Here is a 25,767-nt window from a genome sequence, read left to right as displayed (position 1 = left end):
AAGACAACATAATAGGGCAGCGACATGCTGGCGCCCCTTAGAAACGCGCTGCGTTCGTCTGATGGCCATTCACGGTTGAATGCACAAGTATTCGCTGCCTGTTAACATTGCTTGGATATATTTTCCCGCACACTGTAAAACTGATCGGAACGTGTGTACGCGTATGCTGACGTTAAGAGTTCTTCTCGTCTGCCAGCTGATTTTGACCTTGTCTTCGATGCCGTTTCTGGTATCTGCCGCCAATGATTACGCCGAGGCCCGGAGGAGAATGGTGATGGAGATCAGGGCCGATGTGCGTGCGACCAGCACGGAAATTGGAAAATCAGATCTGAGCGAGCGCGTCATGGAAGCGATGGCAACCGTTCCCCGCCACGAATTCGTTCCTTCCAACGTCCGTAAATATGCCTACGTTAATAGGCCATTGCCGATTGGTTACGGACAGACCATTTCGCAACCCTACATCGTCGCATTGATGACTGACGTTGTGAATTTGGATGGTAACGGTGTAGTGCTCGAAATTGGAACAGGTTCGGGATACCAAGCGGCGCTGTTGGCTAAACTCGTCAAGCAGGTGTTCACGATTGAGATCATTGAGGAACTGGGCCAGCAAGCGAGCGAACGTCTGCAACGGCTAAATTATCAGAATATCACAACACGTATTGGTGACGGATACTACGGTTGGGAACAAAATGCCCCCTTCGATGCCATCGTGGTCACTGCAGCGGCCGGGTATATTCCTCCGCCTCTCATCGATCAACTCAAGCCCGGCGGCAAAATGGTGATCCCGGTTGGCAGCGGTTTTATGACTCAATATTTGGTGTTGGTTGAGAAGAATATCGACGGAAAGATCACTACAAGAGAATTATTACCGGTTCGCTTTGTTCCATTTACCGGGGGACACTAACGTTGTGGACGCGCAATCTTGACTAGAGGGGCAGACGCAAGCGGTCAAAACTCTCAACCTTCAGTTCCCTTTCTTATCTCCATCGGACTGATCTCTGCGCTCACGCTTGCGTACGAGATCTTGTTGATGCGTATCTTTTCGATCATCCTATGGCATCATTTCGCCTACATGATGATCAGCGTCGCATTGCTTGGCTTCGGAGCGAGCGGAGCGTTTCTTTCGCTCACCTTCCATCGTTTATCAAAGAACTTTCCGGTCGCCTACGTAGTTAATGGACTGTTTATTGCAGTGTTCATGTTGGTGGGCGTGCTATTGGCACAACATGTCCCATTCAATCCGCTTGAGATCTTGTGGGATTACCATCAGTGGTTATGGTTGCTTGTACTTAATCTGTTGCTTTTTTTCCCATTTTTTTTTGCTGCTAACTGTATTGGTCTAGCGTTGTGCCGGTTTACTGGATCGATCCACAGAATATATGGAGTCAATCTTGTTGGTGCTGGCGGGGGCGCATTGGGAATCATCCTCTTGTTGTTCATCTTTGCGCCCATGGATGCAGTGAAATTTCTGGGTGCCGTTGCCGTGATCGCATCCGCTGTGTCCTGGATCGGGTTGAGAGGGCAACCTCGATGGCTGGGCACGGTTTTAGTCCTCATCGCCGTGCTATTGCCAATTGGGTTGCCAGAACGATGGATGGAAATCACACCAATCCAATACAAGGGATTAAGTCAGGCGCTCCAGGTCATCGGTGCGGATAGCATTGATGAGCGATCAAGTCCCTTGGGTTTGGTCACATTGGTGGAGAGCCCGATCATTCCATTTCGACATGCCCCGGGTCTGAGTCTGAATAATCAAAGCGAGCCGCCGCCACAATTGGGACTTTTTACCGACGGCGACTCGTTGAGTGTCATCACGCGATATAACGGCGAGACGGATCAATTAGCTTATTTAGATTTCCTACCTTCGGCGCTGCCTTACCATTTGCTGGATACACCCCGTGTTCTGATTCTTGGTGCAGGCGGTGGGGCAGATGTATTGCAGGCCCTTTATCATGATGCCCGCGAGATTGATGCTGTCGAGCTCAACCCTGACATTGTTGATCTCGTGCAACATGCCTATGCCGATTTTGCAGGCGGGCTGTACAACCTTGATCCCGTCCATGTTCATGTTGCTGAGGCTCGAGGCTATGTCGCCAAAAGTGATCGTCATTTTGATTTGATTCAGGTTGCCTTGCTGGATGCCTTTAATGCTTCGTCTGCAGGCTTGTACGCCCTTAGCGAGAGTTATCTCTATACGGTTGAAGCAGTGCAGACCTACCTGCAGCGGCTCAAACCAGAAGGGATGCTAGCGATCACTCGCTGGGTCAAGCTTCCACCGCGGGATGGCGCCAAACTCTTTGCAACAATTGTGACGGCGCTGGAGCAGATGGACGTTAATGATCCTGAAGATCGCATCGTGTGGATTCGCGGCTGGAAGACGAGCACCTTGTTGGTTAAAAACGGGATATTTACGAATGAAGAGATTGGGATCATGCGCGCGTTCTGTGATTCACGCTGGTTTGACGTCGCTTATTATCCGGGGATGCAGGCTCAAGAAGCAAATCAATACAACATACTGGACCAAGCATTCTTCTTTGAGGCAGCGTCGAATCTTTTAGGTGATGAGCGTGATAGTTTCATTGAACGGTATAAGTTCGATATTACGCCCACAACGGATGATAAACCGTATTTCTTCAAGTTCTTCAAATGGGCCATTTTGCCTGAGATCCTAGCATTGCGTGGGCGCGGCGGTCTGTCAATGCTTGAGCTCGGCTATTTAGTCCTTATTGCGACGTTGCTTCAGGCAGTGCTTGCAAGTTTTGTATTGATATTGCTACCGCTTGTGGTCAGGAGACGTCACGAGGTGATAGAAGATGTGAAATGGCAACAGAGTGGGCGCGTGTCTTTGTATTTTTTTGCCGTGGGTTTAGCCTTTCTGTTCATCGAAATCGCATTCATCCAGAAATTCATCTTATTTCTCAGTCACCCGTTATATGCGGTGTCGGTTGTACTAGCTGGGTTCCTCTTTTTTGCCGGTCTTGGCAGCATCTTTGCAGGAAGGCGCAGCCATGGGGTTGGAAATCAAAGCGTGCTATGGCCGATCGGCGGGATCAGCTTGGTCGCGCTCAGCTACCTCGTTGTGCTTCCCGGAATATTTGTTTGGTTAATGCCGATGGCAGACGCGGCAAAGGTTGCGATTTCTCTGCTATTGATCGCGCCGCTCGCGTTTTGTATGGGGATGCCCTTTCCAATGGGACTATTGCGCGTCGCTAATGTCGCACCGGCGATGATTCCGTGGGCTTGGGGCATTAACGGTTGCGCTTCAGTGATCAGTGCAGTACTCGCAACCGTGTTGGCGATTCAGTTTGGCTTTATGACAGTCATCCTGCTGGCGCTCTGCCTGTACGGGGTGGCTGCAATTAGCTGTCCACGTCCTGCGTCTGCATGATCGTGATCCCGCCAAGTTTTGTTCATTCTGAGGTGCAATTGCCGCGTGCATCAATGAAAATAGAAGGTAATGTTTAGGTAGGTCAATGATTGAGGGTTTTGCGATGAAGAAAATACGGCTGGCGTTCTTAATGGTGATCTGGCTGGCATGGAACGCCTACGCAGAATCGGGGGTGATCTACGAAAAGTCCGTCCACCAGCCCATGGATGTAGTGTACGACACGGTTTACAAGTCGCTAGAGGAGGCTGGCTACTACGTGATATTCGAGGCCAATATGGGCAAGAGCCTTGCTCGCAACGCGGAACGATGGGGAGAGGACTATAACCGCAACCAGCTCGAAGGGATCCGGAGCATGGTATTTTGCAATCCCTGGTATACCAACCAGGTCAGCAATGCGGATCCTCGCATGCTTGCCCTCTGTCCGTTGAGCATAACGATCATTCACAAACAGGGGGTGACTACGATCCTTTTTAAACGCCCGTCTGTTGTCGCCGAGGGTAGTCCGGCAGAAGAGCTATGGTGGGAGGTCGAGAACGACGTAATCAATGCGATCGAGGCGGGCCTAGCCGACTAGTGTGGATCGGTGGCCTCGAACGGTTCGAGTGCTTCCTCTACCTGCCGCGATTGCACCCGATCGGTCAGGGTTGTGTAGTCAACCTTGCCTGTACCGAGTATCGGTAGGGCGTCGATGATCATGATGGTTCGTGGGATATAAAGCTCGCCGATGCCGCGTGCACGTGTCACTTCAACGAGATCCCTGCGTTCTGCTTCCTCGTAGTCCGTAACAAGAATGATTCGTTCCCCTTTTCTCTTGTCTACCAAGCTGACAGCAGCGTGGGTGCCGTTGGGCCAGGCCTTGCGAGCCACTTCTTCGACGGTTGATAGCGAAACCATCTCGCCACCAATCTTGGCAAATCGCCTCGCGCGTCCCACGATTGTGATAAAGCCGTCTTTATCGACGTGTACGATGTCGCCGGTGTCATACCAACCTTCGCCGCGCTCTGTCGAGGGAGGTGTCAGCTTGCCTTGGTTGCCATGCAAGAGATAGCCTTTCATGATGTTGGGGCCACGCACGACGAGACGCCCACCCTCTGTCATGCCAGGGACTGGCGCCAAATACCAGTCCATGCCAATGACGAAGCGCCCGACGGTACCAGGCTTGTTGCCCATATAGTTGTTTACGGAAATTGCGGGACTCGCTTCCGTGACGCCATATCCTTCCAGAATGCGGATACCAAACTTATCCGCCCAGATGCGGCGGGTGTCATCCTGCAGCTTCTCCGCACCGGCCACGACATGGCGCATGGAGTAAAAATCATACGGGTGTGCATAGCGGGCGTAGCCGGCCAGGAACGTGTTGGTTCCGAATAGAATCGTTGCACCAATCTGGTATGAGATCTCCGGTATCAAGCGATAGTGCAGTGGTGACGGGTACAGAAAGACCTTGCTTCCCTCTAAGAGCGGCAGCAGTACCCCGACTGTAATGCCAAAGGAATGAAACATAGGTAAGGCCAAAAACACGATATCACGTGGCGTGAAGTCGATGTAACAGTGCACTTGTGCGCAATTTGCCAGTAGATTGCTGTGTGACAATACCACGCCTTTGGGAAGGCCCTCTGAGCCAGAGGTGAAGAGGACCAGTGCGGGGTCATCCGGCGTCACTGTGCCTCTGATCCGTTCGAAGGTTAGGCGCGGAAAGTACCCTGCGATCACTGCCGCAAACTTGTGTCTCAACGAGAGGCCTGCTCGTACGTCTTCCAGGTAGTACACATTAACCTTGTCCCGGAGCAGGGCTACGCTATCTTCGAGTTCTGCGCTCTCAATAAAACGCCGCGACGTGTATACCGAACGCAGCTCTGCTGTTTGACAGGCCCTTAACAGTCCCTGGGGGCCAACAGTAAAGTTCAGCATCGCGGGCACACGGCCCCGACACTGCATAGCCATAAATGTAGTGATGTTCCCGATAGCGTTGGGTAGTAGGATACCGACGCGTTCTCCCTGTTTCGTGTGCTGTGCGATGGCACGAGAGAGCATGAATGCGCGCGTAATCAATTGTCTGTATGTCATTGGATGACGGTCCATGTCTTCGGCAATAACATGCGAACTGCCAAAGTGCGTCGCAGCGTCTAACAGTGCCGCAAAGATCGTAGTGCGGTGATTCCGGGTGCTGAAAATCATCTGCTTCATAATGTTTTCAAAAACATCTCTGGCAGCTTTTCTACGGGCACGACCACGAATTTGCGAGGGTACTTCAATTCGAGTGGGCGGCAGTATTGTGATTGTAATTTTTGGGAACCATGAAATCGGAATGCGCCCGCGGAGATATGAGAAGGGCGTGAATTGTGCACCTTCGATACCGATTGGCAATACCATCGCGCCTGATTTTTCGGCAACCATGCCGGGACCTTCATAGATCTTCATTAAGGATCCCGTTACGGTGATGCGCCCCTCAGGAAAGATGATCGCTTTACGATCGGATTTAAGAAACTTGATCAATGCCTTCATGGATAATGGGTTCGTTGGGTCGATGGTAAACAGATTTACGAACGGCACGAATGGCTGGAGGTACCATTTCTTAGCCATCTTTATGTTGATGGCAAACGTTGGATGGCCAGGTAGAAAGACAGCGAGCAACATCCCGTCCAACAACGAGGTATGATTCGCCACGATGAGTACGCGATCACCAGCGGCATGGTAGTGTTCGAGCCCAATCACTTTGACCCGGTACAGCAGCTTCAACAGAGGAAGCAGCAGTATTCGAAGCAGATCCGTCATGTATTATCCTTCATACTCCAATTTACCGGCTTGAGTCTTTCCAGGCGCGAATTGCGCCAAATACCTCAGCACCTCCAGATAGCGGTTTCCCTGCGTAGGACTCCGCAGCCGCGATGACCCCGGGGACATCAGTCCGCAAAAAGGGGTTCGTTAACAGTTCCGTTGCCATGATGTCAGGTACGGTGGGTAAGCCGTTCTCACGCAACCGCTGTGTAGTTTGGATGCGCGTCTTAATATCTGTATTCCCAGGTTCTACCATCTGCGCAAACCTTAGGTTGGACAAAGTGTATTCATGGCCGCAGTAGAGCTTGGTATCATTTGGTAATTTCGCTAGTTTTGTTAGTGAGAGATACATTTGCTCGGCAGTGCCCTCGAACAATCGGCCACATCCAGCAGTAAACAACGTATCGCCGCTGAAAAGCATACCATGTCCGTAGTAGGCGATAGCGCCGGCAGTGTGACCAGGAACATCAAAAATTGTGAAGGAAGCATTGAGGGCGGTAAGTTTGACTTCGTCGCCTTCGGTAAGCCCGTTGGTCTTGCCATGAAATGATTCTGTGTCAGGACCGTAGACCGGAATCGTGTAGTGGTCTACCAGCGCCTGGATTCCGTTGACATGATCCCAGTGATGATGCGTGATTAAGATGGCTTCAGGATCAAGTCCCGTTTCCTTTAACGTCGTTAAAACGGGTGCCGCATCGCCCGGATCGACGATCGCAACGCGCTTTTCGGCATCTTGCTGAATCAGCCAAACATAGTTGTCCTTTAATGCAGCGACCGGCGTGATCTTGAACATGAGATCATGCTCGCAGGGAATGAGCGTTGGGTCAACGATGGCTGGTCGCCATGGCCTCTGAAGGGTTATTCTGTTGTCCGCCAATGGGTGAAATGCACTACGATGAGTTCTTTGCTTAATGATCGCCCCGGTTCGAGCGTTCGGACGCGGCTGAACCAGTGGCTTTCTGATTATCCCGGTCTCAGTCTGGTGGAGGGGGAATCTCAACAGGTTAGTGAGGTTCTGCCCGATCTGTTCGGCTACCACATTATACAAATTGGTTGGCTTGGCACGGTGGACCTACTTGCCTCCAGCCGTGTCTCCCATCGGACCGTTATCAATACCCATCCAGGAGAGGCCACAAGAGACTGCTCTGGGCCCATCTGTTTAAGTGGAGCATTGCCGCTCGTATCCGAAAGCGTCGATGTGGTCGTCTTGCCACATTTACTTGAATTTGAACCCGATCCTCACCAAGTTTTGCGTGAGACCGAACGCATCCTCATCGGAGAAGGCCATCTCGTCATCCTTGGCTTTAATCCATGGAGCTTGTGGGGCCTCTGGCGCACGGTGCTTGCTTGGCGAGGCGAGCCGCCTTGGTGTGGCCGCTTTTTCGGGATTGCCCGCATAAAGGACTGGCTGGCACTTTTGGGTTTTGACATTATCAAAGCTCGTCGATTCTATTTCCGCCCACCGTTGCCTAGTGAAAGGGTCATGAGTAAGCTTGAATTGCTTGAGCGCATAGGACGGACGTGTTGGCCATATCTGGGAGGCGCGTATATCGTCGTTGCGAAGAAGCGCGTTGCGACGGTGACGCCTGTCAAGACATCATGGCGCGCTCACCGCCAGATCATTTCATCCGGGATTGCTGAGCCGAGTACGAGGGGAATTAACAATGTTTGAGGATGATACAATGTCCCCAGCGGTGGCGGAGTGAGTGGGCGCTGTGGTGGAGATCTTCACTGACGGTGCTTGTCGCGGAAATCCGGGGCCGGGCGGTTGGGGAGTGCTATTACGATATAACCGAAAAGAGAAGAAGCTCTACGGTGGCGAACCTGATACCACCAATAATCGCATGGAATTGCTGGCTGCGATAAAGGGCCTTGAAGCATTGAAGCGGCCATGTGCGGTTCGACTTACTACCGATTCGCAATATGTTAAAAACGGGCTTACTGAATGGTTGCCAAACTGGAAACAGCGGGGATGGAAGACAGCAGCTAAAAAACCGGTCAAGAATGCTGACCTTTGGCAGCGTTTGGAGGCGGCGGTAGACCGTCATGACGTTGAATGGCGATGGGTGAGGGGCCACAGTGGACACGCCGAAAATGAGATTGTCGATCAGCTTGCCAATCAGGGCATCGATGAGTTGCTGTATGAGCGTTGAGTCATCTATGTACTTAACAGTAGAGGGACAGGATGAGACAGATTGTGCTTGATACTGAAACGACGGGTCTTGAGCCGTCTCAGGGTCACCGCATCATTGAGATCGGATGTGTTGAAACCATCAATCGCCGAATCACTGAGCGGCGCTACCAGCAATATCTTAATCCCGAGCGGGAGATTGATGACGGAGCGTTTGAAGTGCATGGGATCAGTATTGCGTCGCTGGCAGACAAACCGCGCTTCCCCGAAATAGCGGGTGATTTCATTGACTTTGTGAAAGGCGCGGAGCTAATCATTCATAACGCGCCGTTTGATGTTGCCTTTATCAACTACGAATTGAGCCAGTTAGGGCCGGAGTGGGGCCAGATTGAAGACTATTGCACCATACTGGACACTCTGGCACTCGCACGTGAACTGCATCCGGGTCAGAAGAACAGTCTTGATGCGCTGTGCAAAAGGTATGGTGTCGACAACTCCCAGCGCGAACAGCACGGTGCGCTGCTGGATGCAGAGATTCTGACGGATGTTTACCTGGCGATGACAGGGGGCCAGGCCAAGTTATCGTTAGACCGTGGAAACGTGGGTGTCATCGGGAGTAAAGAGAGCCCCCGACGCTTTGATGGCGAGCGTCCACAATTGCGTGTGATCGCGCCGACAGACTCGGAAGTTAAGGCTCATCAAAGGTGCCTGGCAGCCATTGAACAGGCGAGCGGTGGGAAATGTCTCTGGAACAGGTATGAAGCAGACGAGGGTGTGACTCATGCAAGGCGTGATCCTTCAGAGTAACGTCGCAGCCACTCGATGTCAGTGCGAGATATGGCGCCCCGGTTGCCTCGTCACATATTCCGGTTACGGGCATTAATTAGTTGACTGGGCGGCGACCTCTTGGGCCATCCTCTGCAACTCGCCCTTTTTAAATAGGTCGAGCGTAATATCACAACCGCCAATTAACTCGCCGTTGATGAACACTTGAGGAAAGGTTGGCCAATTTGAATAGTGCGGTAGGTTCGCACGGATCTCTGGTTCTGCAAGTATATCGACGTAGGCAAACTCAACGTTACATGCCTTGAGCGCCTGAGCGGTTTGCATTGAGAAGCCACACTGTGGCGCATCGGGCGTCCCCTTCATGAAAAGGACAATGGGATTACCTTCGATCTGATCTTTGATTCGTTGTATGACGTCCATCGTTCTACCTCATGTGGTCACGGGCTATAGCGATTTGTATGCGCATTGCGACCCGAAATTTAAAATTAGTCTAGGCGTTTCGGTTTCAGAAAGGAAGACCTAGTGGGTTGGGACCTGATGATGCTAAAGCAGATGAGAGGCGTTTGAGTGGGGCAATGCGATCATCTATTCCCTGTTTGAAAGACCCCAGCCGCCGCCGCCCGCTGTCTTGATAGTCAGGCGATCGCCGCGCCCGGCAATAAAACTCACCTTGGCCGGTAAGGGATGGTCGTTCAATAGGTTCACTCCGCACTGTCCATCGCTACCCCCGTTAAGTCCCCATGGCGCATGGAACCTGCGTTCGGTCAAGAGCGTCACTGTGGTGTTGGCAAGGAACTCATATTCGCGTTCCAGCCCATCGCCGCCGGCGCGTAACCCTAAACCACCTGAATTATCCCGCAGTGTGTACCGCCTGATACGCAATGGATAGTACATCTCGACTACTTCAACGGGCGTATTGAGGGTGTTTGTCATATGGGTCTGCACGCCACTTAAGCCGCCACCGTGGCGGCCAGCGCCCATCCCACCGCCCAGCGTCTCGTAGTAATCCCAGTTGTCGGAACCCATGGCGACATTGTTCATACTCCCGTGGCTCGCGGCAGGGATGCGCTCGGGCACTGCCTTGGCCAGCGCTCCCAGAACGACATCGACCACGCGTGTGCTGGTCTCTACATTACCAGCTGCCACCGCTGCCGGCCGCCGGGCATTCAGGAGGCAGCCCTTAGGGGCGTTCAGGGTAATGGGGCGAAAACTGCCGGTGCAGGCCGGGGTGTGGGGAGGCATAAGACAGTGAAATGTGTAGTAGACGGCGGCGGCGGCCACCGACAGCGGGCAGTTAATATTGCCTCTCACCTGTTTTGCTGTGCCGCTAAAGTCCACATGAATGCGCCTAGGCGACACTGTTATAGCGATCTTGATTGGGATATCGCCGCGCCCGTACCCGTCGTCATCCATCACGTCCTGGAACCGATAGGTGCCGCTCGGGATATTGCTGAGACCGGCGATGGCAAGTGATTCGGCGTAGTCGTTGAGGGCACCCAATGCGTCGCCGTATGGGCCTTGACCCATGCGGTTAACTAAGTGATTGAGCCTTTTTAGGCCGACGAGATTCGCGCTAATCTGGGCGGCCAGATCCCCGCGCCCGATGGATGGATTGCGTGTTGTGCTGAGGATGTGTGTGAGCAATTCCTCCGAAATCTCGCCATCTCGCATAAGGTAGCTAGGCGGAATGATCAACCCTTCGTCTTCTAAGGTGTCAGCGAGCGGCATGGAGCCCGGAGTGCGGCCGCCAATATCAGCATGATGGGCACGGTTAGCAACAAATCCCAGGTGACGGCGCTGGCCGAACAACGGTGCGATGAGGGTGACATCGGGGAGATGGGTGCCCCCGAGATAGGGATCGTTAAGAATGACCATAGTGCCTTCCTGCCAGTCAAGGCGCCCGATAATGTCAGCCATGGCGTAGGCCATGCTCCCGAGGTGTACGGGGATATGGGCAGCTTGGGCACAGAGTTGGCCGGCCGCATCGAAGACCGCACACGAGAAATCCAAGCGATCTTTAATGTTCGGTGAGAAGGCGGTCCGTCTGAGGACAGCCCCCATCTCTTCGCAAACGAATTGTATGCGGCTGGAGAAAAGGCTAAGTTCGACCGGATCCATAGGCTTTGGGCTCAAGGCTTAGCCCGTGGCGGGCAATATCGCGGTCCCGCTTGCCGCCAATGAGTTGGCGGTGAAATCACTTGCATTGAATGAGCAAACTTGATAACTATTTAATCCATCGTGGCCGTGGGCGACCTGTATCGCGAACAATCGAAAATGGGTTAATATCCACCGGGGGGAATGCAATGAACCCACTTAACTCCATCACAGGCACCATCATTTCCGGAATTGTGTTGGCGATCATTCTTGTCTTTATCGTCAAGGCGATTGCAGGCGTCTAAATCATAACATGCGGACGCTAGATGCTTCGGGGGGCTGAATTATGGACTGGCTAGTACTAGATCGCTGGTTGCACATTATCGCAGGTATTACCTGGATTGGGCTTTTGTACTATTTCAACTTTGTGCAGGCGCCCGCACTGAATACGGCTGCTGCGGACAAGGATGGTCCGGGTCCTGCCGCCATCGGCAAGTACGTAGCGCCATTGGCACTTTTGTGGTTCCGCTGGACAGCCCTGGTGACATGGCTTGCTGGCGTGGCCTACCTTGAGATGGCTCCGCAGTACAGCTCTGTAGATGCATTTTTGCTTTCAGGGTATAACGCAACAATCGGGATGGGCGCCTGGCTTGGCACCATCATGTTATTCAATGTGTGGGTGCTTATATGGCCCAATCAGAAGAAAGTGCTTGGCATGGTGGAAGCAAGTGATGAGGAAAAGGCTCGAGCCAAGCGGACAGCGTTCCTAGCATCCCGTACCAATGTACTGCTGTCGATTCCTATGCTGCTTTTTATGGTCGCGGGGGCTCACGGGCTGCCTTTCTAAATACCTTTCTGATCCAGTGGTTCGTTTAGCCCGGCATCAGGCCGGGCTTCTCATTTTTAGGAAAGGCATTTTATAGATTGACGAGTGATTTTGACCTAACGAGTTACAACATAATTCAATGAGTGACGTCTTAATGGCAAACTACAGGCGATTACCCGTAGCCTTCGAACGCGGTGCCGGTGCCTGGCTGTGGGATGAGCAGGGCAACCCATATCTCGATGCCCTGAGTGGGATCGCGGTCTGTGCCCTGGGGCATGCGCATCCGGCAGTTAGCGAGGCGTTGTGTAAGCAGGCTAGCCAGCTCACCCATACGTCTAACCTTTACGGAATTCCACTCCAGGAAAGGCTTGCATCGCGCTTGACGGTGCTTTCAGGCATGCAGAACGCCTTTTTCTGTAATTCTGGGGCGGAAGCGAACGAGGCGGCGATTAAAATCGCACGCGTCTATGGGCATCAGAAGAACATCAGTCGCCCGGTCGTGGTCGTGATGGAAGGGGGTTTCCACGGACGAACACTTGCCACCTTAAGTGCCACAGGGAATCGAAAGTTCCAGGCAGGATTCGAACCGCTGGTAGCGGGATTCCTGCCGGTGCCCTACAGTGACCTTGAGGCGCTGCACGAGCTGGGCAACCAGTGTGCCGATGTGGTCGCCGTGTTGCTAGAACCCATTCAAGGGGAGGGCGGGATCGTCGTGCCGAGTGAGGGGTATCTCCGCGGTGTCAGGGGACTGTGTGACGATCGGGGCTGGTTGATGATGCTGGATGAAGTGCAGACCGGGATGTGTCGAACCGGCCGATGGTTTGCGTGCCAGCACGCGGGCATCCTCCCGGACGTGATGACGCTGGCGAAGGCGCTTGGTAATGGCGTCCCCATCGGCGCCTGCCTTGCGCGCGGAAAAGGCGCCGAGATGCTGCAACCCGGTACGCACGGTTCGACCTTCGGGGGTAACCCCTTAGCATGCCGGGCTGCATTGGCGGTTATCGAAACGATGGAACGCGATGAACTGGCAATGCGGGCGGCGGAACTCGGTGAGCGGATGCTGTCGCGGTTTAGGCACGTGTTGAGAAACGTCAAGGGGGTGAAGGAAATACGCGGTCAAGGTCTTATGATTGGCATCGAATTGGACCGGCCCTGTACAAACTTGGTGAGTATGGCACTTGAGCGCAAACTGCTCATCAACGTCACTGAGGGAAACGTTGTGCGCTTGTTGCCTCCATTGATAATCAGTGATACTGAAGCTGACCAGATCGTTGATGTCGTCTCTGAGGTCATTTCCATCTATCTGCAGGGTGCGCACAGGGGCGTCCAATGAAAGCGCGTCATTTCCTTCGTTTGACGGACATCGCATCATCGGACCTGGAGCAGCTTGTTCAGCGCGCAATCGAGCTCAAATCTATGCAGCGTAAAGGCAGGCGCTATCGCCCGCTCGAAGACCGAGTGCTCGCGATGTTGTTCGAGAAGTCGTCGACGCGTACCCGCGTGTCGTTTGAGACAGCAATGATTCAATTTGGTGGTGATGCCATTTTCCTGTCACCCGACGACACCCAACTCGGACGCGGCGAGTTGCTTGAAGACACTGCTCGTGTGCTTTCACGCATGGTCGATTGCATTGTGGTGAGGACCTTTGAGCACGAAAAGCTCGAACGATTCGCGGCGCATGCTCAGGTCCCGGTCGTTAATGGGTTATCGGATACGTTTCATCCTTGCCAACTGCTGGCTGACATGCAGACGTATTATGAGCACCGCGGACCCATACGAGGGAAGCAGGTGGCATGGGTAGGTGATGGTAACAATATGTGCCATTCCTATATTAACGCCGCATTACAGTTTGATTTTGCACTGAACATAGCTTGTCCGACAGGTTATGAGCCTACTGCTGACATCGTGGCCAAGGCATCGGGTCATGTTCAACTTCTTGATGATGCTAATGCGGCGGTTCGGGGTGCCGATCTCGTGGCGACTGATGTCTGGGTAAGCATGGGCCAGGAACAGGAGACCGAAGAGCGTTCACGTGTCTTTGGCCCGTATCAGGTAAACGCCGCGCTGATGTCCCTGGCGAAACCGGACGCGTTGTTCATGCATTGCTTGCCTGCGCATCGGGGTAAAGAAGTGACGGCTGAGATCATAGATGGACCGCATAGTGTCGTGTGGGATGAGTGTGAGAATCGCCTTCATTCACAGAAGGCACTTTTGGAGTTCCTGATCGCAAGCTGATCCTTCATGTATTTCGAAATGAGAAGCAGGCGTTTACGGGCGCATGGCTGGCGATAGGTTGCGTGAGAGCGTTTTGGCTACAATGGGATGTGTCGAATTAACTAGGGTGCTATGCATTTTTTGCTGAGTAATGATGATGGCTATCAGGCGCCGGGGATCCAATGCCTGGCGGAGGCCCTTTCAGCAATAGGTGAGGTTTCAGTCGTTGCGCCCGATCGGGATCGCAGCGGTGCCAGCAATTCCCTGACACTCGATGTGCCCATCCGCGCGCAATATGCGGATGATGGCGTCATCTACGTAAACGGCACACCGACGGACTGCGTTCATTTAGCCATCACCGGACTGCTCGATAAAGAGCCCGACATGGTAATCGGCGGAATCAATGCAGGTGCTAATCTCGGGGATGATGTTTTGTATTCAGGTACCGTTGCGGTGGCCATGGAGGGGCGCTTTCTCGGCTATCCTGCGATGGCGGTCTCTTTAGCGCATGATCAAGCGACGCATTTCGAAACTGCGGTCGACGTCGTGAAGTTTCTGATCAACGGTATGTGTTCCCGCCCCTTGCCACCTGATACCATCCTTAATGTCAATGTGCCTGATCTCCCATGGAACCAACTCGCTGGATTTCAAGTGACACGACTTGGGCACCGGCATAAATCCGAGCCAGTGATCAAAGCGAAGGATCCGCGCGGGCGGCCGATCTATTGGGTTGGCCCTCCAGGAGCCCAGCAAGACGCGGGATCTGGTACCGATTTCTTTGCCGTACAAAATAACTACGTTTCCATTACACCTTTGCAAGCTGATCTTACTCGTCACGGCGTGCTCGACGCGGTTGCCGAGTGGTTAAAGGACATGCCGATTGATGAGCGCTGACTATCGTGGCATCGGCATGACATCGCAGCGATCCCGTGATCGGCTGATACGGTGTCTTCGCGAAATGGGTATTCAGTCTGCTGAGGTCTTGGAGGCTATACGCGACATACCCCGACACATCTTCGTCGATGAGGCTTTGGCGAGCCGTGCCTACGAGAATAATGCCTTGCCCATAGGTCACGGGCAGACCATCTCTCAACCGTACATTGTTGCGCGTATGACGGAAGCACTGCTCGATGGTGGTGCGATGGAGAAGGTATTGGAGATTGGTACTGGTTGTGGTTATCAAGCAGTAGTCTTAGCCCGATTGGTAGGCAAGGTCTACAGCGTGGAGCGTATCGAGGCGCTGGCGCGCAAGGCGCGTGAGAAAGCCAGAATGCTTAAGTTTCGCAATATTCGAATCGATCATAGTGATGGCAACCAGGGCTGGCCCGAGTATGCGCCCTATGATGGAATCGTCGTCACCGCAGCACCGCTCGGTGTCCCAGAGGTACTCTTGGATCAACTTGGGCCCAGTGGGCGCTTGGTTATTCCTGTTGGGTTACCAGGCGAACAGGAGTTGTTTCTGATCTCGAGAACGGAAGAGGGGTTTCATGAGGAGCGGTTGGATTGGGTTAGCTTCGTCCCGATGTTAGAAGGGGTCGGATGAAATAGCATGCGGGTACGAACATCAAGCAAGGGAAATTATTTCGGTTTGTGTTTTATCCTCACGGTGGGATTGAGTGCCTGCATGAGTACCGGCCATGTGCCCATTGCGACTAACGAACCCGAAGCGCCTGTGGCGGTATCGAAATCGCCTCCAGCGCCGCCAACCAAAAGTGTATCGCCTGACACCGGGGGAGCACGAGCAGGCTATCATGTTGTGGCAGCAGGGGAAACACTGTATTCGATTGCTTGGCGATACGGACAGGACTACCGTGATGTGGCTCGTTGGAATCGTATATACAAACCGTACGTAATCCACCCGGGACAAGTTGTGCGCCTGACTCCGCCTAAGATCAACACGACTCGCCAACACGCTGCAGCAAAAAAAACCACTATACACCCGAAGCCAGCACGGACACATTCACCGGTCAAACCCAAAGCGTCGACTTCAAAGGCCAAGAAAAAAACTCAGTGGGGAACGATTAGCTGGCAATGGCCCGCCAAAGGTTCGCTTTTCAAATCAAATTCTCTGTTTGCAGAACGAGGTCTTGATATTACCGGGCGCTTTGGAGAGGCGATATCTGCAGCGGCCCCGGGGCAAGTTGTCTACAGTGGTGGTGGACTTATTGGCTATGGAAAGCTTATTATCATCAAACACAGCGAAACATATCTCAGCGCCTACGCGCACAACAGCAAAGTGTTGGTCAAAGAAGGGGACAGAGTAAGGACCGGGCAGCACATTGCAAGTATGGGTAGGGGCACCAACGGGCAAGCCATGTTGCATTTTGAGATTAGGCAAAATGGGAAGCCTGTTGACCCACTCAGATATCTTCCAAAACGCCAACTCTAGGTCAGAGTAATCTCATGGCAAATCCGCGAGACAGACGACAGGGTGAAGCCCCCGTTAATGACGTGTTGCCTTTGGATGAGGTCGCAGATGAGAAATTGGTGGAAGAAATTGACGGGGCAGAAGATGACGAAGTTGATGATCAGCCGAGCGATGAGAAGGAATCGAGTGCAAAAAAAAAGGGTTTTCAGCCTGGAGAGATCCCCCAAGGCGATCTAGATGCCACCCGCTTGTACCTTAGCGAAATCGGTTTCTCGCCGCTGCTGACAGCGGAGGAAGAAGTACATTTTGCGCGACGTGCCCTACGGGGTGACGAGGAAGCACGCAAGCGCATGATTGAGAGCAATCTTCGCTTAGTGGTGAAGATTGCAAGGCGTTACATGAATCGGGGGCTTGCCCTTTTGGATCTGATAGAGGAAGGTAATCTTGGGCTAATGCGGGCCGTCGAAAAATTCGATCCAGAACGGGGCTTCCGTTTCTCTACATATGCAACTTGGTGGATACGCCAGACAATTGAACGTGCGCTTATGAACCAGACACGCACCGTGCGTTTGCCGATCCATGTCGTCAAGGAAATCAATATCTATCTCCGCGCCGCTCGCAAGCTTGCTCAGACGCTTGACCGTGAGCCAAGCCCGGAGGACGTTGCGCAAATGCTGGATAGACCGCTAGATGAGGTGAAGCGCATGCTGGGGCTTAATGAACGGGTAGCGTCCGTCGATGTTCCATCTGGCCACGATTCCGAGAAATCGTTGCTTGATACTATTCCCGATGAACATAATCTTGATCCGTCACTCTTGTTGCAGAATAGCGATGTTCAACGCCATATCGACATTTGGTTGTCCCAATTGAGCGAGAAGCAGCGCGCCGTGGTAGAGCGCCGGTTTGGTTTATATGGGCAGGAAGTTGCCACGCTCGAACAGATTGGTAATGAACTTGGTGTGACTCGGGAGCGAGTTCGTCAGATACAGCTTGAGGCAATCAAGCGGCTTCGACAGATACTAGAGCGGGAAGGATTCTCAGTCGATGCCTTATTTACGGAAGACTAGTCGATTATCATCAGTAGGGCGGCGGCCACCCTGCGCCCCTCTGCCATCAACACGTTGTAACTGCGGCAGGCTGCCCCTGTATCCATAATTTCGATTCCGATATTTCTTGTCGTGATGGGCAGAATTACGTCAGGGGCAGGGAAACGCAAGTGGGCCCCAGTGCCGATAAGGACGATTTCTGGATTCAGCGTTAGGATGGAATCAAAGTGCTCAGGCGCGAGATGATCAAATGACTGCGGAGGCCATTCACGGATGAGTTGTTTTGGTGTGACGACAACGCTGCGTGTCAGCGTTTCTTCGTTGATTATGATGGCACCGGCAGCATAAGAGCGAATTCGGAAGTTGCCCTCCTCGCCAGTGTCCAGCTCTAGTTTCAATGGTATGACCTCGGCCGGCGCAATCGTCAGGTAGGCGTAAAGTATATCCTAGCGATTTTGGTCCGGGTATTGGGGAGGGTGTATGAGGATCATCTTATTGGGTGCTCCAGGTGCGGGAAAGGGCATCCAGGCAAACTTCATCACAGAAAGGCTGGTAATACCGCAGATATCAACCGGTGATATGTTAAGGGCTGCGGTGAGGGCAGAAACGCCATTAGGACTTGATGTTAAGAAGATAATGGCCACGGGTGCCCTGGTGTCTGACGACATCATCTTACAGCTTGTAAAGGGCCGTATTCAGAAGGATGACTGCGCCAATGGGTATCTATTCGACGGCTTCCCACGCACCATCGGCCAAGCGAAAGGCATGGAAAATGCGGGCATTGGCATTGATTATGTCATCGAGATCGACGTGAGTGACGATGAGATCATCGAGCGTCTCAGTGGTCGTCGCATACATCCGGCATCGGGACGCACCTACCATGTGGTATTTAATCCACCTCGAATTGAAGGGCAGGATGATGTGACTGGCGAGCCGCTAATTCAACGCAATGACGATCGAATGGAAACGGTCAAAAAACGCCTACAGGTTTACCATGATCAGACAGAACTGCTTGTTGTATATTACAAAAAGTGGGCTGTAAGCGGCGCGAATGAAGCGCCCAAGCATGTCCGTATATCGGGTAGCGGGGGTATTGAACAGGTGCGGGAACGCATTTTTGCCGTGCTCGATAATGCTTATAGGACTTAAAAAATATGCGCCCATTTTCGAATGGAGTTTGTTATTTGGTGTAGCGCCGATAATATGCTCGCGATATTGTAATAACTAATTTTGAATTTAGGGTGATATGTATCTAGTCGGATCTTCCAAAAGACATTAAATAAAGAAAATAAAAATTTGACATGAAGTGAAAAATTTCTACTATAATAATTTGCACATTACAGGTTTGTGTTGTATATAAGTGTTTGGGCAAACTCACTAAAGGTGTTAAGGGAGTTTTATTATGGCAAAGAGAACTGCGAAGAGACGTGCTTCAAAGAAGCGAAAGACCGCTAAAAAGAAGACAACTGCTCGCAGGAAACCGGCAGTGAAGAGAAAGGTGAAGAGAAAGGTGAAGAGAAAGGCCACGAAGAAGCGGGCTGCTAAGCGGCGACCTGCGAAGAAGAAGGCTAGGAAGAAAGCAACGAAGAAACGGGCTGCTAAGCGGCGACCCGCAAGGAAGAAGGCCAAGAAGAAGGCCAAGAAGAAGCGGGCTGCTAAGCGGCGGCCGGCTAAAAAGAAGACCGCTAAGAGGCGAGCCAAAAAAAAACGTAAGTAAGAAGGGTGCGGTACTAACGGCCAAGCAGCTCAAGGCAGAAGCCAAAGAGCACAAGGAAATGGCCGAAGCCAGGGCGGTTGAGATATTCCTAAGGAAATGGGAAAGGGAATATGATCGCAGTCAGGAGGCGAAAGCGAAGATCGCTGCGAGAAAACAGCGTCAACGCGAATACGCCAGACAGCTGGTGAAGAAGGCCGCAGCCAAAGCCTGACGTCAGTATCGGTCGACGTTAGATGAACTGATTGGCCCCATGGCAACATGGGGCCTTTTTCTTTAGCTATTCTGGCGGAATTGTTTGGGCGATATTGGCCTGATGGGCTTGCCTAGCCAAGGCGATATCTCCTGTCCTTGCGCCGTTCTTTTTTTCAGCAGTTACCTAGACCGATTCTATTTTTTTAGAAGCCTCGCGTTCGACATCGACAACCATGCGATAGGTATTGATGAAGCTGTCCGGATTGAGGGACATGGATTCGATGCCTTGCAGGACAAGCCAGCGGACGATCTCGGGGTAATCTGATGGCGCTTGTCCACATATGCCAACGTATTTTTTGTGTTTTCGGCAGGCGGAGATTGCCATTTCCATGAGCGCTAGTACCGCCTCGTTGCGTTCATCAAATGCCTCGACGAGTGTGGAATCCCGGTCAACGCCCAGGGTCAACTGGGTAAGGTCATTCGATCCAATCGAGAAGCCATCGAAATGTTCAAGAAATTCGTCAGCGAGCAGGGCATTTGCCGGAATCTCACACATCAGGTAGATTTTCAGACCGTTTTCACCGCGGCTGAGGCCATGTTTTGCCATGAGTTCCAGGACGCGGCAGCCCTCGGCTACTGTACGAACAAAGGGGATCATCAACGCGAGGTTTGTAAGCCCCATCTCGTTCCGTACCTTCTTCATGGCGGCACATTCTAGTGCGAAACACGCTGAGAACTGGTCGGATGGGTAGCGTGAAGCGCCGCGAAAGCCAAGCATTGGGTTCTCTTCGGTAGGCTCGAACTCGGCACCACCGATTAGTGACGCATACTCGTTCGATTTGAAATCGCTCAGGCGTGCAATGACTGGCCTCGGATAGAACGCACAGGCTATGGTGCCGACACCTTCAGCGAGTCGATCAATGTAAAACTGTTCACGGCTTGGATAACCTATACAGGTCTTATCGATAGCAGTTTGCAGAACATCGTCTAGGCCGTCATATTCCAATATTGCTTGGGGATGCACGCGGATGCTGCTGTTGATGATGAACTCCAAGCGAGCGAGCCCAACGCCGGCGCACGGTAACTGCTGTAGCTCGAATGCCTTCTCAGGATTACCGAGGTTTAGCATCAGCTTGGTTTTCGGTTTTTCTTTTTCTATCAGCTCGATTCGATGCTTCTCGTATTTTAATATTCCTTCGTAGACATAGCCTGTGTTTCCTTCGGCACAGGACACTGTAATCTTGTCCCCTGAACGGATAATCTTGGTTGCGTTGGTGCACCCGACCACGGCGGGTATGCCAAGCTCGCGTGCTACGATTGCCGCATGGCAGGTGCGTCCACCGCGGTTCGTGACAATCGCGGCGGCAATCTTCATCACGGGCTCCCAATCAGGGTCTGTAATATCAGTGATTAAGATTTCGCCTGGTTGCAATTCAGCCATGTCACTCGTATCGTGAATAACGTGGGCCTTGCCGGCAGCGATCTTGTTGCCGACACTTTTGCCGGTGGTGATCACCTTGCCAGTCTCATGGAGCCGATACTGCTCGTAAATGAACTTATTTTTGTGGATTTGGACGGTCTCTGGGCGCGCCTGAAGGATATACAGGTCCCCATCTTCACCGTCCTTCGCCCACTCGATATCCATGGCGACGTAATGGCCCATTCGATCTGAATAGTGTTGTTCGATCAGCACGGCATATCGTGCCAGCTCGAGGATTTCATCGTCTGATATGGCAAAACGTTCGCGTTCTTCGTGTTTGACGCGGACGGTTCGCGTAGAAAGTCCAGCAACGGAATCCTCTGTATAGATTATCTTCGAGGATTTCCGGCCCAGATGCCGACTTACAATCGGCCTATGACCTAACGCCAGCGTAGGCTTAAACACGTAAAACTCATCAGGGTTTACTGTGCCCTGGACGACGTTTTCCCCCAAGCCATAGGCTGCACTGATAAAAACGACGCCACGAAATCCTGTCTCGGTGTCCAAACTGAACATGACGCCTGCCGCGCCCTTGTCAGCACGTATCATTTTTTGTACGCCGATGGACAAGGCAATTGGAACATCGGCAAATCCTTGGTGTATTCGATAGGAGATGGCTCGGTCAGTGAACAGTGAAGCAAAAACTCGCTTGCAACTTGCGAGCAGATTAGTGCTCCCTCGAATATTTAGATAGGTTTCCTGTTGACCAGCAAAGGATGCATCAGGGAGATCTTCGGCTGTGGCCGAGCTGCGCACGGCCACATCGGGATCGGGACTGTATCTTCTCGCCAGTTCCTCGTAGGCAGCGCAAATCTCCTCACCGAGCTCCTTCGGCATTTCTGCATGCATGATCCATTGCCTTAGACGGGCACCGGTGGATGCCAAGGTCGTAACATCACCGGGGGGCAAAGCATTAAGCAGCTCACGGATACGGTCTGCCAACTTATTGTGAGTAAGATAATAGTTATACGCTTCGGCAGTGATGGCGAAGCCGTCGGGCACCTTTACACCGTTACGGGTTAGTGATGAGACGAGTTCGCCAAGTGAGGCATTCTTACCGCCCACGAGTGCGACTTGATCGGCGGAGAGTTCTGAGAACCAGCGAATATACTTCATATGCTTGATCGTACCGGGTTAATGCGATGCACTCCAAGGCATGAACGTTAACTATTTGCCCAGTGCTTGGTCTTGACGGCAGATGGACTGTCCGCTGCCCGCATCAACTGTTCGACAGGCTCTCGCCGGAGATCTGTGCCAGAGAGGCAGGACTAAAAGAACTCAGTCGTATACCGCCAGGCCGTTAGTGGCTCATCATCCGTGGTGATTCCTGCTTTCCTTTTCAGTTCCCGCAAGAAATCCGCCGGGTCCGGCAGGGAATCCCATACAGCGGGGAGAAAGGTGGCCCTAAGTTCGCCTTGCTGAATAATTAATCCGTCAATACCGGGGCGTAATTGACGGAGCAGATCAGGTTCTGAGACAAATTCAATGGCTATATTGAGTGAGAGGATGGAAATCTTGACCTGCAGTAAATCCAATTCATCTTGGGTGAGTGGACTGAAACGTGGATCCTGGAAGGCGGCAGCAAACGCGTTGCGAGCTGTATCTTCCACCAGCGGTCGGGTCGCCTCAAGCGTACCGATGCATCCCCGCAGCCGATCTTCTTTGGTCAAGGTGACGAAGCTTCCATGGCACTCACGCAATGCCTCTGGATAGTCATCCGGTGTCGGCAAAAGGGGCGCGCTGCATTCTAAGCCGTGGTAGATGGATTGCCAGGCAACATCCAACAGGCTTTGACGAAGACTCGTGTCAAGCAATTTCATCCTAACCAAAAGCATAGGCACCATAGCCGACGACGCGGTCGTGTGATCCTGCGGTATCGCCCGAATTGCGAAGATCGAGCGTCGTCGCACTCAACCCGAGTTCTCCCGCCAGATAGAGCAATCCGCTCACCGCTACGCAACCACACGCCTGTTTGGAACCAATATCCTCATAGCGCAACGTTTCGATGGCCTGTGACGTGCTGCCATCGATTTGCATGGCCGTATCGTAGTCATGGTAGTGGCTCAGATCGGAACTAATCACTATCAGGGTCTCTGGGCCGCCCCAGAGCACTTTTAGGACTTCGCTGACCTCATGTGGCGCGGCGTCGCCGACGACCAGCGGAACCAGGGTAAAGTAGTCCAACACCGTCTGTAAGAAGGGGAGGTGGACCTCCAAACTGTGTTCTCCAGCGTGGGCAGCGTCCATAAGCTGGACCTGCGGTAGTTTGATTAACTTTCTAATCATCTCCTGGTCTAGTTCAACACAGCCTAACGGCGATTCGAACGCGTCTGACGTGCTGAGCGCGAGGCCTCTGAGGTAGATCCGATGGGCAGGCCCGAGCAAGATAACGCGGTGAATGCGATTATGGGCCGGCGTGAGGCAGGCGTAGGCCGATGCCGCCACGGGTCCCGAGTAGATATAACCTGCGTGGGGCGCAATAATGGCTTTGGGTACTGGCACGCTCACATGGGCTCGGGCTAAGTATTGCAGAACCGATTGCTGCAATGCCTCGGGATCGTCGGGATAAAAATACCCAGACACGGCTGGAGGACGGATGTTATTCATCTATTGAGCGGGCCAGCGTAGCATAGCAGACAGCGAAGCCTTTCAATTTTAGTCTAAAGTATAGATAGTATAGATAGCTAACATATCCCATGCATAAGGTCATGAACACCACAGCCAATTCGGTCGTACCCACGCGCTATTGGCATCGGCTTGATGATGGGCGCATTCAGTGCGACATGTGTCCACGTTTTTGTAAGCTTCGTGAGGGGCAACGGGGGATGTGTTTTGTCCGTGCCTGCCAGGATGACGAAATCGTGCTAACGACCTACGGTCGTTCCAGCGGATTTTGTGTGGATCCCGTTGAAAAAAAGCCCCTCAACCATTTTTTACCGGGCACACCGGTGCTCTCCTTCGGAACAGCAGGCTGCAATCTGGCGTGTAAGTTTTGCCAGAACTGGGATATCAGTAAGTCGCGAGAGTTCGATACCCTGGCTGATGCGGCATCGCCGGAACGCCTTGCCCAGGCAGCTCTTGAACTTGGGTGCCGGAGTATCGCATTTACCTACAATGATCCGGTGATCTTTCATGAGTATGCGATTGACGTGGCGCAGGCATGCCACGAGGTCGGCATTAATGCTGTGGCAGTTACCGCGGGTTATGTTTGTGATGAACCACGCGTCGAGTTCTACCGTTATATGGACGCCGCCAATGTTGACCTGAAGGCCTATACGGAACGCTTCTATAAGTATGTTACTGGCGGCAGTCTGCAGCCGGTGTTGGATACGCTGGTCTATTTAAAGACCGAGACGTCTGTCTGGTTTGAGATCACCAATCTTTTGATCCCGGGCGAAAATGATTCGGAGAGGGAGCTTGAGGAGATGACCCAATGGGTGGTCGAACACCTTGGGCCGGATGTGCCAATGCACTTCACGGCATTTCACCCGGATTGGAAGATGATGGACAAGCCGCATACACCGCCTGCAACCCTGACGCGGGCGCGAGCGATAGCAATGAAGAACGGCGTTCACTTCGCCTACACCGGAAATGTCCATGATACAACCGGCGGGAGCACGCTGTGCCCACAATGCGGCACGGTACTCATTGAACGGGACTGGTATGTCATAGGCGCTTGGAATCTTTCTGATGATGGGCATTGTCTCTGCTGCAATTACCAGTGCCCTGGGGTTTTTGAGGGGGCGGCCGGGTCTTGGGGCGCGAAGCGAATGCCTGTGCGCTTGTCGGCTTAAGGATTGATGCCTAGGCATCTCATGGCATGGGTGTGTCGCGCGCGGCGTTTTCCTTGATAAAATTGTGCCTCGGCGGTAGTATCCGCGACGCCAGTTGCGGGGTGGAGCAGTCTGGCAGCTCGTCGGGCTCATAACCCGAAGGTCGCAGGTTCAAATCCTGCCCCCGCTACCAGATTTCCTTTAACATTCAATAAATTAGATTTTTCCTCTTCAATTCCTACGGGGTTCGTACAAATCGAATCCCACACGCCCGCTAGATCGTCCAACTCGACCTGGTTTTTCTCCAGCCAGCGAGCGTAGTGTTTGGCCATGACTTCAACACCGTTCCCCATCTGATTTGCGATCCAACCTAGAGGTTTATTCCGCTCAAACATCAAACTAGCAAACCCGTGCCTGAGCATTTCAGGCGATCTGTAGTTCACTCCCGCAGCTTTACACGCATAACTCCAATGTGCCTCCCTAAATGCTTTATCAGATGCCCACGGTTCTGCTGTTAGCGGGTTTTCAAAGACGTGCCCGTGCTGTTTCATGTAGGTATGGATTTTTTGGCTGTTTAAGGCCGCTAGAGCCGGTTCTGCGAGGTCAACGATTCTTACCCTACCCGTCTTAGTGTCTTGCCGTTTAAAGCGGACTACCGCCTCCTGAATGCTTGCTTTGCGTTTCACTAGGTTAACGTGACACCACTTCAGCGCAATCATCTCTGACGGCCTTAATCCCGTGAAGAAATTAAACTGTGCATAGTTTCTGCACTGTTCGTATCGGAGTCTTGCCACAACCGCCTTCACCTCACTGACGTGGAATGGTTCAGGCTCTCTTGGACGGTATCTTCTGGGCTGAATGTCCTCAAACGGGTTATAAGCGATTTCACGGCGCCTGAGGGCGCGATTTATGGTTTGTCGCAGGGGTGTAAGCAGGTTATTGATGGTTCTTCCGGATCTTCCTTCAGCTTCGCG

At 52.7% G+C, this 25,767-nt stretch carries 25 protein-coding genes and 1 tRNA gene; 18 read left to right on the top strand and 8 right to left on the bottom strand.

The genetic code is table 11. The annotated features are described in order from the left end of the window. Nucleotides 1-217: 217 nt before the first annotated feature. From O6944_08825 to O6944_08815, 3 genes are all read left to right on the top strand, one after another. Nucleotides 218-904: a protein-L-isoaspartate(D-aspartate) O-methyltransferase gene (locus O6944_08825; protein ID MCZ6719235.1), complete on the top strand. Its 687-nt coding sequence runs from the start codon at nt 218-220 to the stop codon at nt 902-904. 126 nt (nt 905-1,030) lie between these two features. After that, complete coding sequence (locus O6944_08820) at nt 1,031-3,388, top strand: SAM-dependent methyltransferase (protein ID MCZ6719234.1); 2,358 nt, start codon at nt 1,031-1,033, stop codon at nt 3,386-3,388. Between the two features lie 103 nt (nt 3,389-3,491). Then, the gene (locus O6944_08815) at nt 3,492-3,962 is read left to right on the top strand and encodes a DUF302 domain-containing protein (GenBank protein ID MCZ6719233.1); all 471 of its coding nucleotides are present in this window, start codon (nt 3,492-3,494) and stop codon (nt 3,960-3,962) included. Here the strand turns inward: O6944_08815 and O6944_08810 are convergent. Further along, on the bottom strand, nt 3,959-6,163 hold the full coding sequence (locus O6944_08810; protein MCZ6719232.1) for an AMP-binding protein: 2,205 nt from the start codon (nt 6,161-6,163) through the stop codon (nt 3,959-3,961). The two genes, O6944_08815 and O6944_08810, sit on opposite strands and share 4 nt — an antisense overlap. A gap of 22 nt (nt 6,164-6,185) precedes the next feature. Further along, the gene (gene gloB, locus O6944_08805; GenBank protein ID MCZ6719231.1) at nt 6,186-6,959 is read right to left on the bottom strand and encodes a hydroxyacylglutathione hydrolase; all 774 of its coding nucleotides are present in this window, start codon (nt 6,957-6,959) and stop codon (nt 6,186-6,188) included. Nucleotides 6,960-6,965: 6 nt separating this feature from the next. On the opposite strand from gloB, the gene O6944_08800 reads away from it, so the two are divergent. The 3 genes from O6944_08800 to dnaQ are packed head-to-tail and all read left to right on the top strand — an operon-like array spanning nt 6,966 to nt 9,104. Then, nucleotides 6,966-7,838 (top strand): class I SAM-dependent methyltransferase, encoded by an 873-nt coding sequence (locus tag O6944_08800; protein MCZ6719230.1) that lies wholly within the window; start codon nt 6,966-6,968, stop codon nt 7,836-7,838. 43 nt (nt 7,839-7,881) lie between these two features. Then, nucleotides 7,882-8,319, top strand: a complete 438-nt coding sequence (gene rnhA, locus O6944_08795; protein ID MCZ6719229.1) for a ribonuclease HI — start codon at nt 7,882-7,884, stop codon at nt 8,317-8,319. A gap of 32 nt (nt 8,320-8,351) precedes the next feature. Further along, complete coding sequence (gene dnaQ, locus O6944_08790; protein MCZ6719228.1) at nt 8,352-9,104, top strand: DNA polymerase III subunit epsilon; 753 nt, start codon at nt 8,352-8,354, stop codon at nt 9,102-9,104. Between the two features lie 72 nt (nt 9,105-9,176). On the opposite strand, the gene grxD is transcribed toward dnaQ, so the two are convergent. Next, on the bottom strand, nt 9,177-9,503 hold the full coding sequence (gene grxD, locus O6944_08785) for a Grx4 family monothiol glutaredoxin (GenBank protein MCZ6719227.1): 327 nt from the start codon (nt 9,501-9,503) through the stop codon (nt 9,177-9,179). Nucleotides 9,504-9,668: 165 nt separating this feature from the next. After that, nucleotides 9,669-11,201, bottom strand: a complete 1,533-nt coding sequence (locus O6944_08780) for a hydantoinase B/oxoprolinase family protein (GenBank protein MCZ6719226.1) — start codon at nt 11,199-11,201, stop codon at nt 9,669-9,671. A gap of 322 nt (nt 11,202-11,523) precedes the next feature. On the opposite strand from O6944_08780, the gene O6944_08775 reads away from it, so the two are divergent. The 7 genes from O6944_08775 (at nt 11,524) to rpoS (ending at nt 17,652) form a co-directional block, all read left to right on the top strand. Beyond that, nucleotides 11,524-12,024 carry a urate hydroxylase PuuD gene (locus O6944_08775; protein MCZ6719225.1) on the top strand — a complete coding sequence of 167 codons (501 nt, stop codon included), beginning with the start codon at nt 11,524-11,526 and terminating at the stop codon, nt 12,022-12,024. A gap of 118 nt (nt 12,025-12,142) precedes the next feature. Next, the gene (locus tag O6944_08770; protein MCZ6719224.1) at nt 12,143-13,336 is read left to right on the top strand and encodes an aspartate aminotransferase family protein; all 1,194 of its coding nucleotides are present in this window, start codon (nt 12,143-12,145) and stop codon (nt 13,334-13,336) included. Beyond that, nucleotides 13,333-14,238, top strand: a complete 906-nt coding sequence (gene argF, locus O6944_08765) for an ornithine carbamoyltransferase (GenBank protein ID MCZ6719223.1) — start codon at nt 13,333-13,335, stop codon at nt 14,236-14,238. Before O6944_08770 ends, argF begins: the two co-directional genes overlap by 4 nt. A gap of 111 nt (nt 14,239-14,349) precedes the next feature. Next, nucleotides 14,350-15,111, top strand: a complete 762-nt coding sequence (surE, locus tag O6944_08760) for a 5'/3'-nucleotidase SurE (protein MCZ6719222.1) — start codon at nt 14,350-14,352, stop codon at nt 15,109-15,111. Further along, nucleotides 15,101-15,760, top strand: a complete 660-nt coding sequence (locus tag O6944_08755) for a protein-L-isoaspartate(D-aspartate) O-methyltransferase (GenBank protein MCZ6719221.1) — start codon at nt 15,101-15,103, stop codon at nt 15,758-15,760. Before surE ends, O6944_08755 begins: the two co-directional genes overlap by 11 nt. 81 nt (nt 15,761-15,841) lie before the next feature. Continuing rightward, nucleotides 15,842-16,606 (top strand): peptidoglycan DD-metalloendopeptidase family protein, encoded by a 765-nt coding sequence (locus O6944_08750; protein MCZ6719220.1) that lies wholly within the window; start codon nt 15,842-15,844, stop codon nt 16,604-16,606. A 14-nt stretch (nt 16,607-16,620) separates the two neighbouring features. After that, the gene (gene rpoS, locus O6944_08745; protein ID MCZ6719219.1) at nt 16,621-17,652 is read left to right on the top strand and encodes an RNA polymerase sigma factor RpoS; all 1,032 of its coding nucleotides are present in this window, start codon (nt 16,621-16,623) and stop codon (nt 17,650-17,652) included. Here rpoS and O6944_08740 read toward each other — a convergent pair. Next, entirely contained in the window at nt 17,649-18,029 is a 381-nt protein-coding gene (locus tag O6944_08740) for an Mth938-like domain-containing protein (GenBank protein ID MCZ6719218.1), read from the bottom strand. The two genes, rpoS and O6944_08740, sit on opposite strands and share 4 nt — an antisense overlap. Nucleotides 18,030-18,111: 82 nt before the next feature. On the opposite strand from O6944_08740, the gene adk reads away from it, so the two are divergent. From adk to O6944_08725, 3 genes are all read left to right on the top strand, one after another. Beyond that, entirely contained in the window at nt 18,112-18,780 is a 669-nt protein-coding gene (gene adk / locus O6944_08735; GenBank protein ID MCZ6719217.1) for an adenylate kinase, read from the top strand. Nucleotides 18,781-19,033: 253 nt separating this feature from the next. Further along, nucleotides 19,034-19,348 carry a hypothetical protein gene (locus O6944_08730; GenBank protein MCZ6719216.1) on the top strand — a complete coding sequence of 105 codons (315 nt, stop codon included), beginning with the start codon at nt 19,034-19,036 and terminating at the stop codon, nt 19,346-19,348. Between the two features lie 58 nt (nt 19,349-19,406). Next, nucleotides 19,407-19,559 (top strand): hypothetical protein, encoded by a 153-nt coding sequence (locus tag O6944_08725; protein ID MCZ6719215.1) that lies wholly within the window; start codon nt 19,407-19,409, stop codon nt 19,557-19,559. A gap of 165 nt (nt 19,560-19,724) precedes the next feature. On the opposite strand, the gene ppsA is transcribed toward O6944_08725, so the two are convergent. The 3 genes from ppsA to amrB form a co-directional block, all read right to left on the bottom strand. Next, nucleotides 19,725-22,136 (bottom strand): phosphoenolpyruvate synthase, encoded by a 2,412-nt coding sequence (ppsA, locus tag O6944_08720; GenBank protein ID MCZ6719214.1) that lies wholly within the window; start codon nt 22,134-22,136, stop codon nt 19,725-19,727. A gap of 152 nt (nt 22,137-22,288) precedes the next feature. Next, on the bottom strand, nt 22,289-22,840 hold the full coding sequence (gene amrA / locus O6944_08715) for an AmmeMemoRadiSam system protein A (GenBank protein ID MCZ6719213.1): 552 nt from the start codon (nt 22,838-22,840) through the stop codon (nt 22,289-22,291). A 1-nt stretch (nt 22,841) separates the two neighbouring features. Next, a complete protein-coding gene (gene amrB, locus O6944_08710; protein MCZ6719212.1) occupies nt 22,842-23,627 on the bottom strand; it encodes an AmmeMemoRadiSam system protein B in 786 nt (261 codons plus the stop codon). 101 nt (nt 23,628-23,728) lie between these two features. On the opposite strand from amrB, the gene amrS reads away from it, so the two are divergent. Continuing rightward, nucleotides 23,729-24,814, top strand: a complete 1,086-nt coding sequence (gene amrS / locus O6944_08705; protein ID MCZ6719211.1) for an AmmeMemoRadiSam system radical SAM enzyme — start codon at nt 23,729-23,731, stop codon at nt 24,812-24,814. A gap of 95 nt (nt 24,815-24,909) precedes the next feature. Next, a tRNA-Met gene (locus O6944_08700) sits at nt 24,910-24,986 on the top strand. The last annotated feature ends 781 nt before the right edge of the window (nt 24,987-25,767 follow it).

This window comes from Gammaproteobacteria bacterium, assembly GCA_027296625.1.
Taxonomy (GTDB): domain Bacteria; phylum Pseudomonadota; class Gammaproteobacteria; order JAKEHO01; family JAKEHO01; genus JAKEHO01.
Note: the sequence above shows the minus strand (reverse complement) of the source record. Positions and strands in the feature narration are given on the sequence as shown.

Coding starts and splice junctions, on each gene's coding strand:
- O6944_08810 (MCZ6719232.1), bottom strand. CDS start 6,163: ATGACGGATCTGCTTCGAATACTGCTGCTTCCTCTGTTGAAGCTGCTG.
- O6944_08815 (MCZ6719233.1), top strand. CDS start 3,492: ATGAAGAAAATACGGCTGGCGTTCTTAATGGTGATCTGGCTGGCATGG.
- dnaQ (MCZ6719228.1), top strand. CDS start 8,352: ATGAGACAGATTGTGCTTGATACTGAAACGACGGGTCTTGAGCCGTCT.
- O6944_08750 (MCZ6719220.1), top strand. CDS start 15,842: ATGAGTACCGGCCATGTGCCCATTGCGACTAACGAACCCGAAGCGCCT.
- ppsA (MCZ6719214.1), bottom strand. CDS start 22,136: ATGAAGTATATTCGCTGGTTCTCAGAACTCTCCGCCGATCAAGTCGCA.
- surE (MCZ6719222.1), top strand. CDS start 14,350: ATGCATTTTTTGCTGAGTAATGATGATGGCTATCAGGCGCCGGGGATC.
- amrA (MCZ6719213.1), bottom strand. CDS start 22,840: ATGAAATTGCTTGACACGAGTCTTCGTCAAAGCCTGTTGGATGTTGCC.
- rpoS (MCZ6719219.1), top strand. CDS start 16,621: ATGGCAAATCCGCGAGACAGACGACAGGGTGAAGCCCCCGTTAATGAC.
- O6944_08825 (MCZ6719235.1), top strand. CDS start 218: ATGCCGTTTCTGGTATCTGCCGCCAATGATTACGCCGAGGCCCGGAGG.
- adk (MCZ6719217.1), top strand. CDS start 18,112: ATGAGGATCATCTTATTGGGTGCTCCAGGTGCGGGAAAGGGCATCCAG.
- gloB (MCZ6719231.1), bottom strand. CDS start 6,959: ATGTTCAAGATCACGCCGGTCGCTGCATTAAAGGACAACTATGTTTGG.
- amrS (MCZ6719211.1), top strand. CDS start 23,729: ATGAACACCACAGCCAATTCGGTCGTACCCACGCGCTATTGGCATCGG.
- O6944_08820 (MCZ6719234.1), top strand. CDS start 1,031: ATGCGTATCTTTTCGATCATCCTATGGCATCATTTCGCCTACATGATG.
- O6944_08780 (MCZ6719226.1), bottom strand. CDS start 11,201: ATGGATCCGGTCGAACTTAGCCTTTTCTCCAGCCGCATACAATTCGTT.
- O6944_08770 (MCZ6719224.1), top strand. CDS start 12,143: ATGAGTGACGTCTTAATGGCAAACTACAGGCGATTACCCGTAGCCTTC.
- grxD (MCZ6719227.1), bottom strand. CDS start 9,503: ATGGACGTCATACAACGAATCAAAGATCAGATCGAAGGTAATCCCATT.
- O6944_08730 (MCZ6719216.1), top strand. CDS start 19,034: ATGGCAAAGAGAACTGCGAAGAGACGTGCTTCAAAGAAGCGAAAGACC.
- O6944_08800 (MCZ6719230.1), top strand. CDS start 6,966: ATGCTCGCAGGGAATGAGCGTTGGGTCAACGATGGCTGGTCGCCATGG.
- O6944_08725 (MCZ6719215.1), top strand. CDS start 19,407: ATGGCCGAAGCCAGGGCGGTTGAGATATTCCTAAGGAAATGGGAAAGG.
- amrB (MCZ6719212.1), bottom strand. CDS start 23,627: ATGAATAACATCCGTCCTCCAGCCGTGTCTGGGTATTTTTATCCCGAC.
- argF (MCZ6719223.1), top strand. CDS start 13,333: ATGAAAGCGCGTCATTTCCTTCGTTTGACGGACATCGCATCATCGGAC.
- O6944_08755 (MCZ6719221.1), top strand. CDS start 15,101: ATGAGCGCTGACTATCGTGGCATCGGCATGACATCGCAGCGATCCCGT.
- O6944_08775 (MCZ6719225.1), top strand. CDS start 11,524: ATGGACTGGCTAGTACTAGATCGCTGGTTGCACATTATCGCAGGTATT.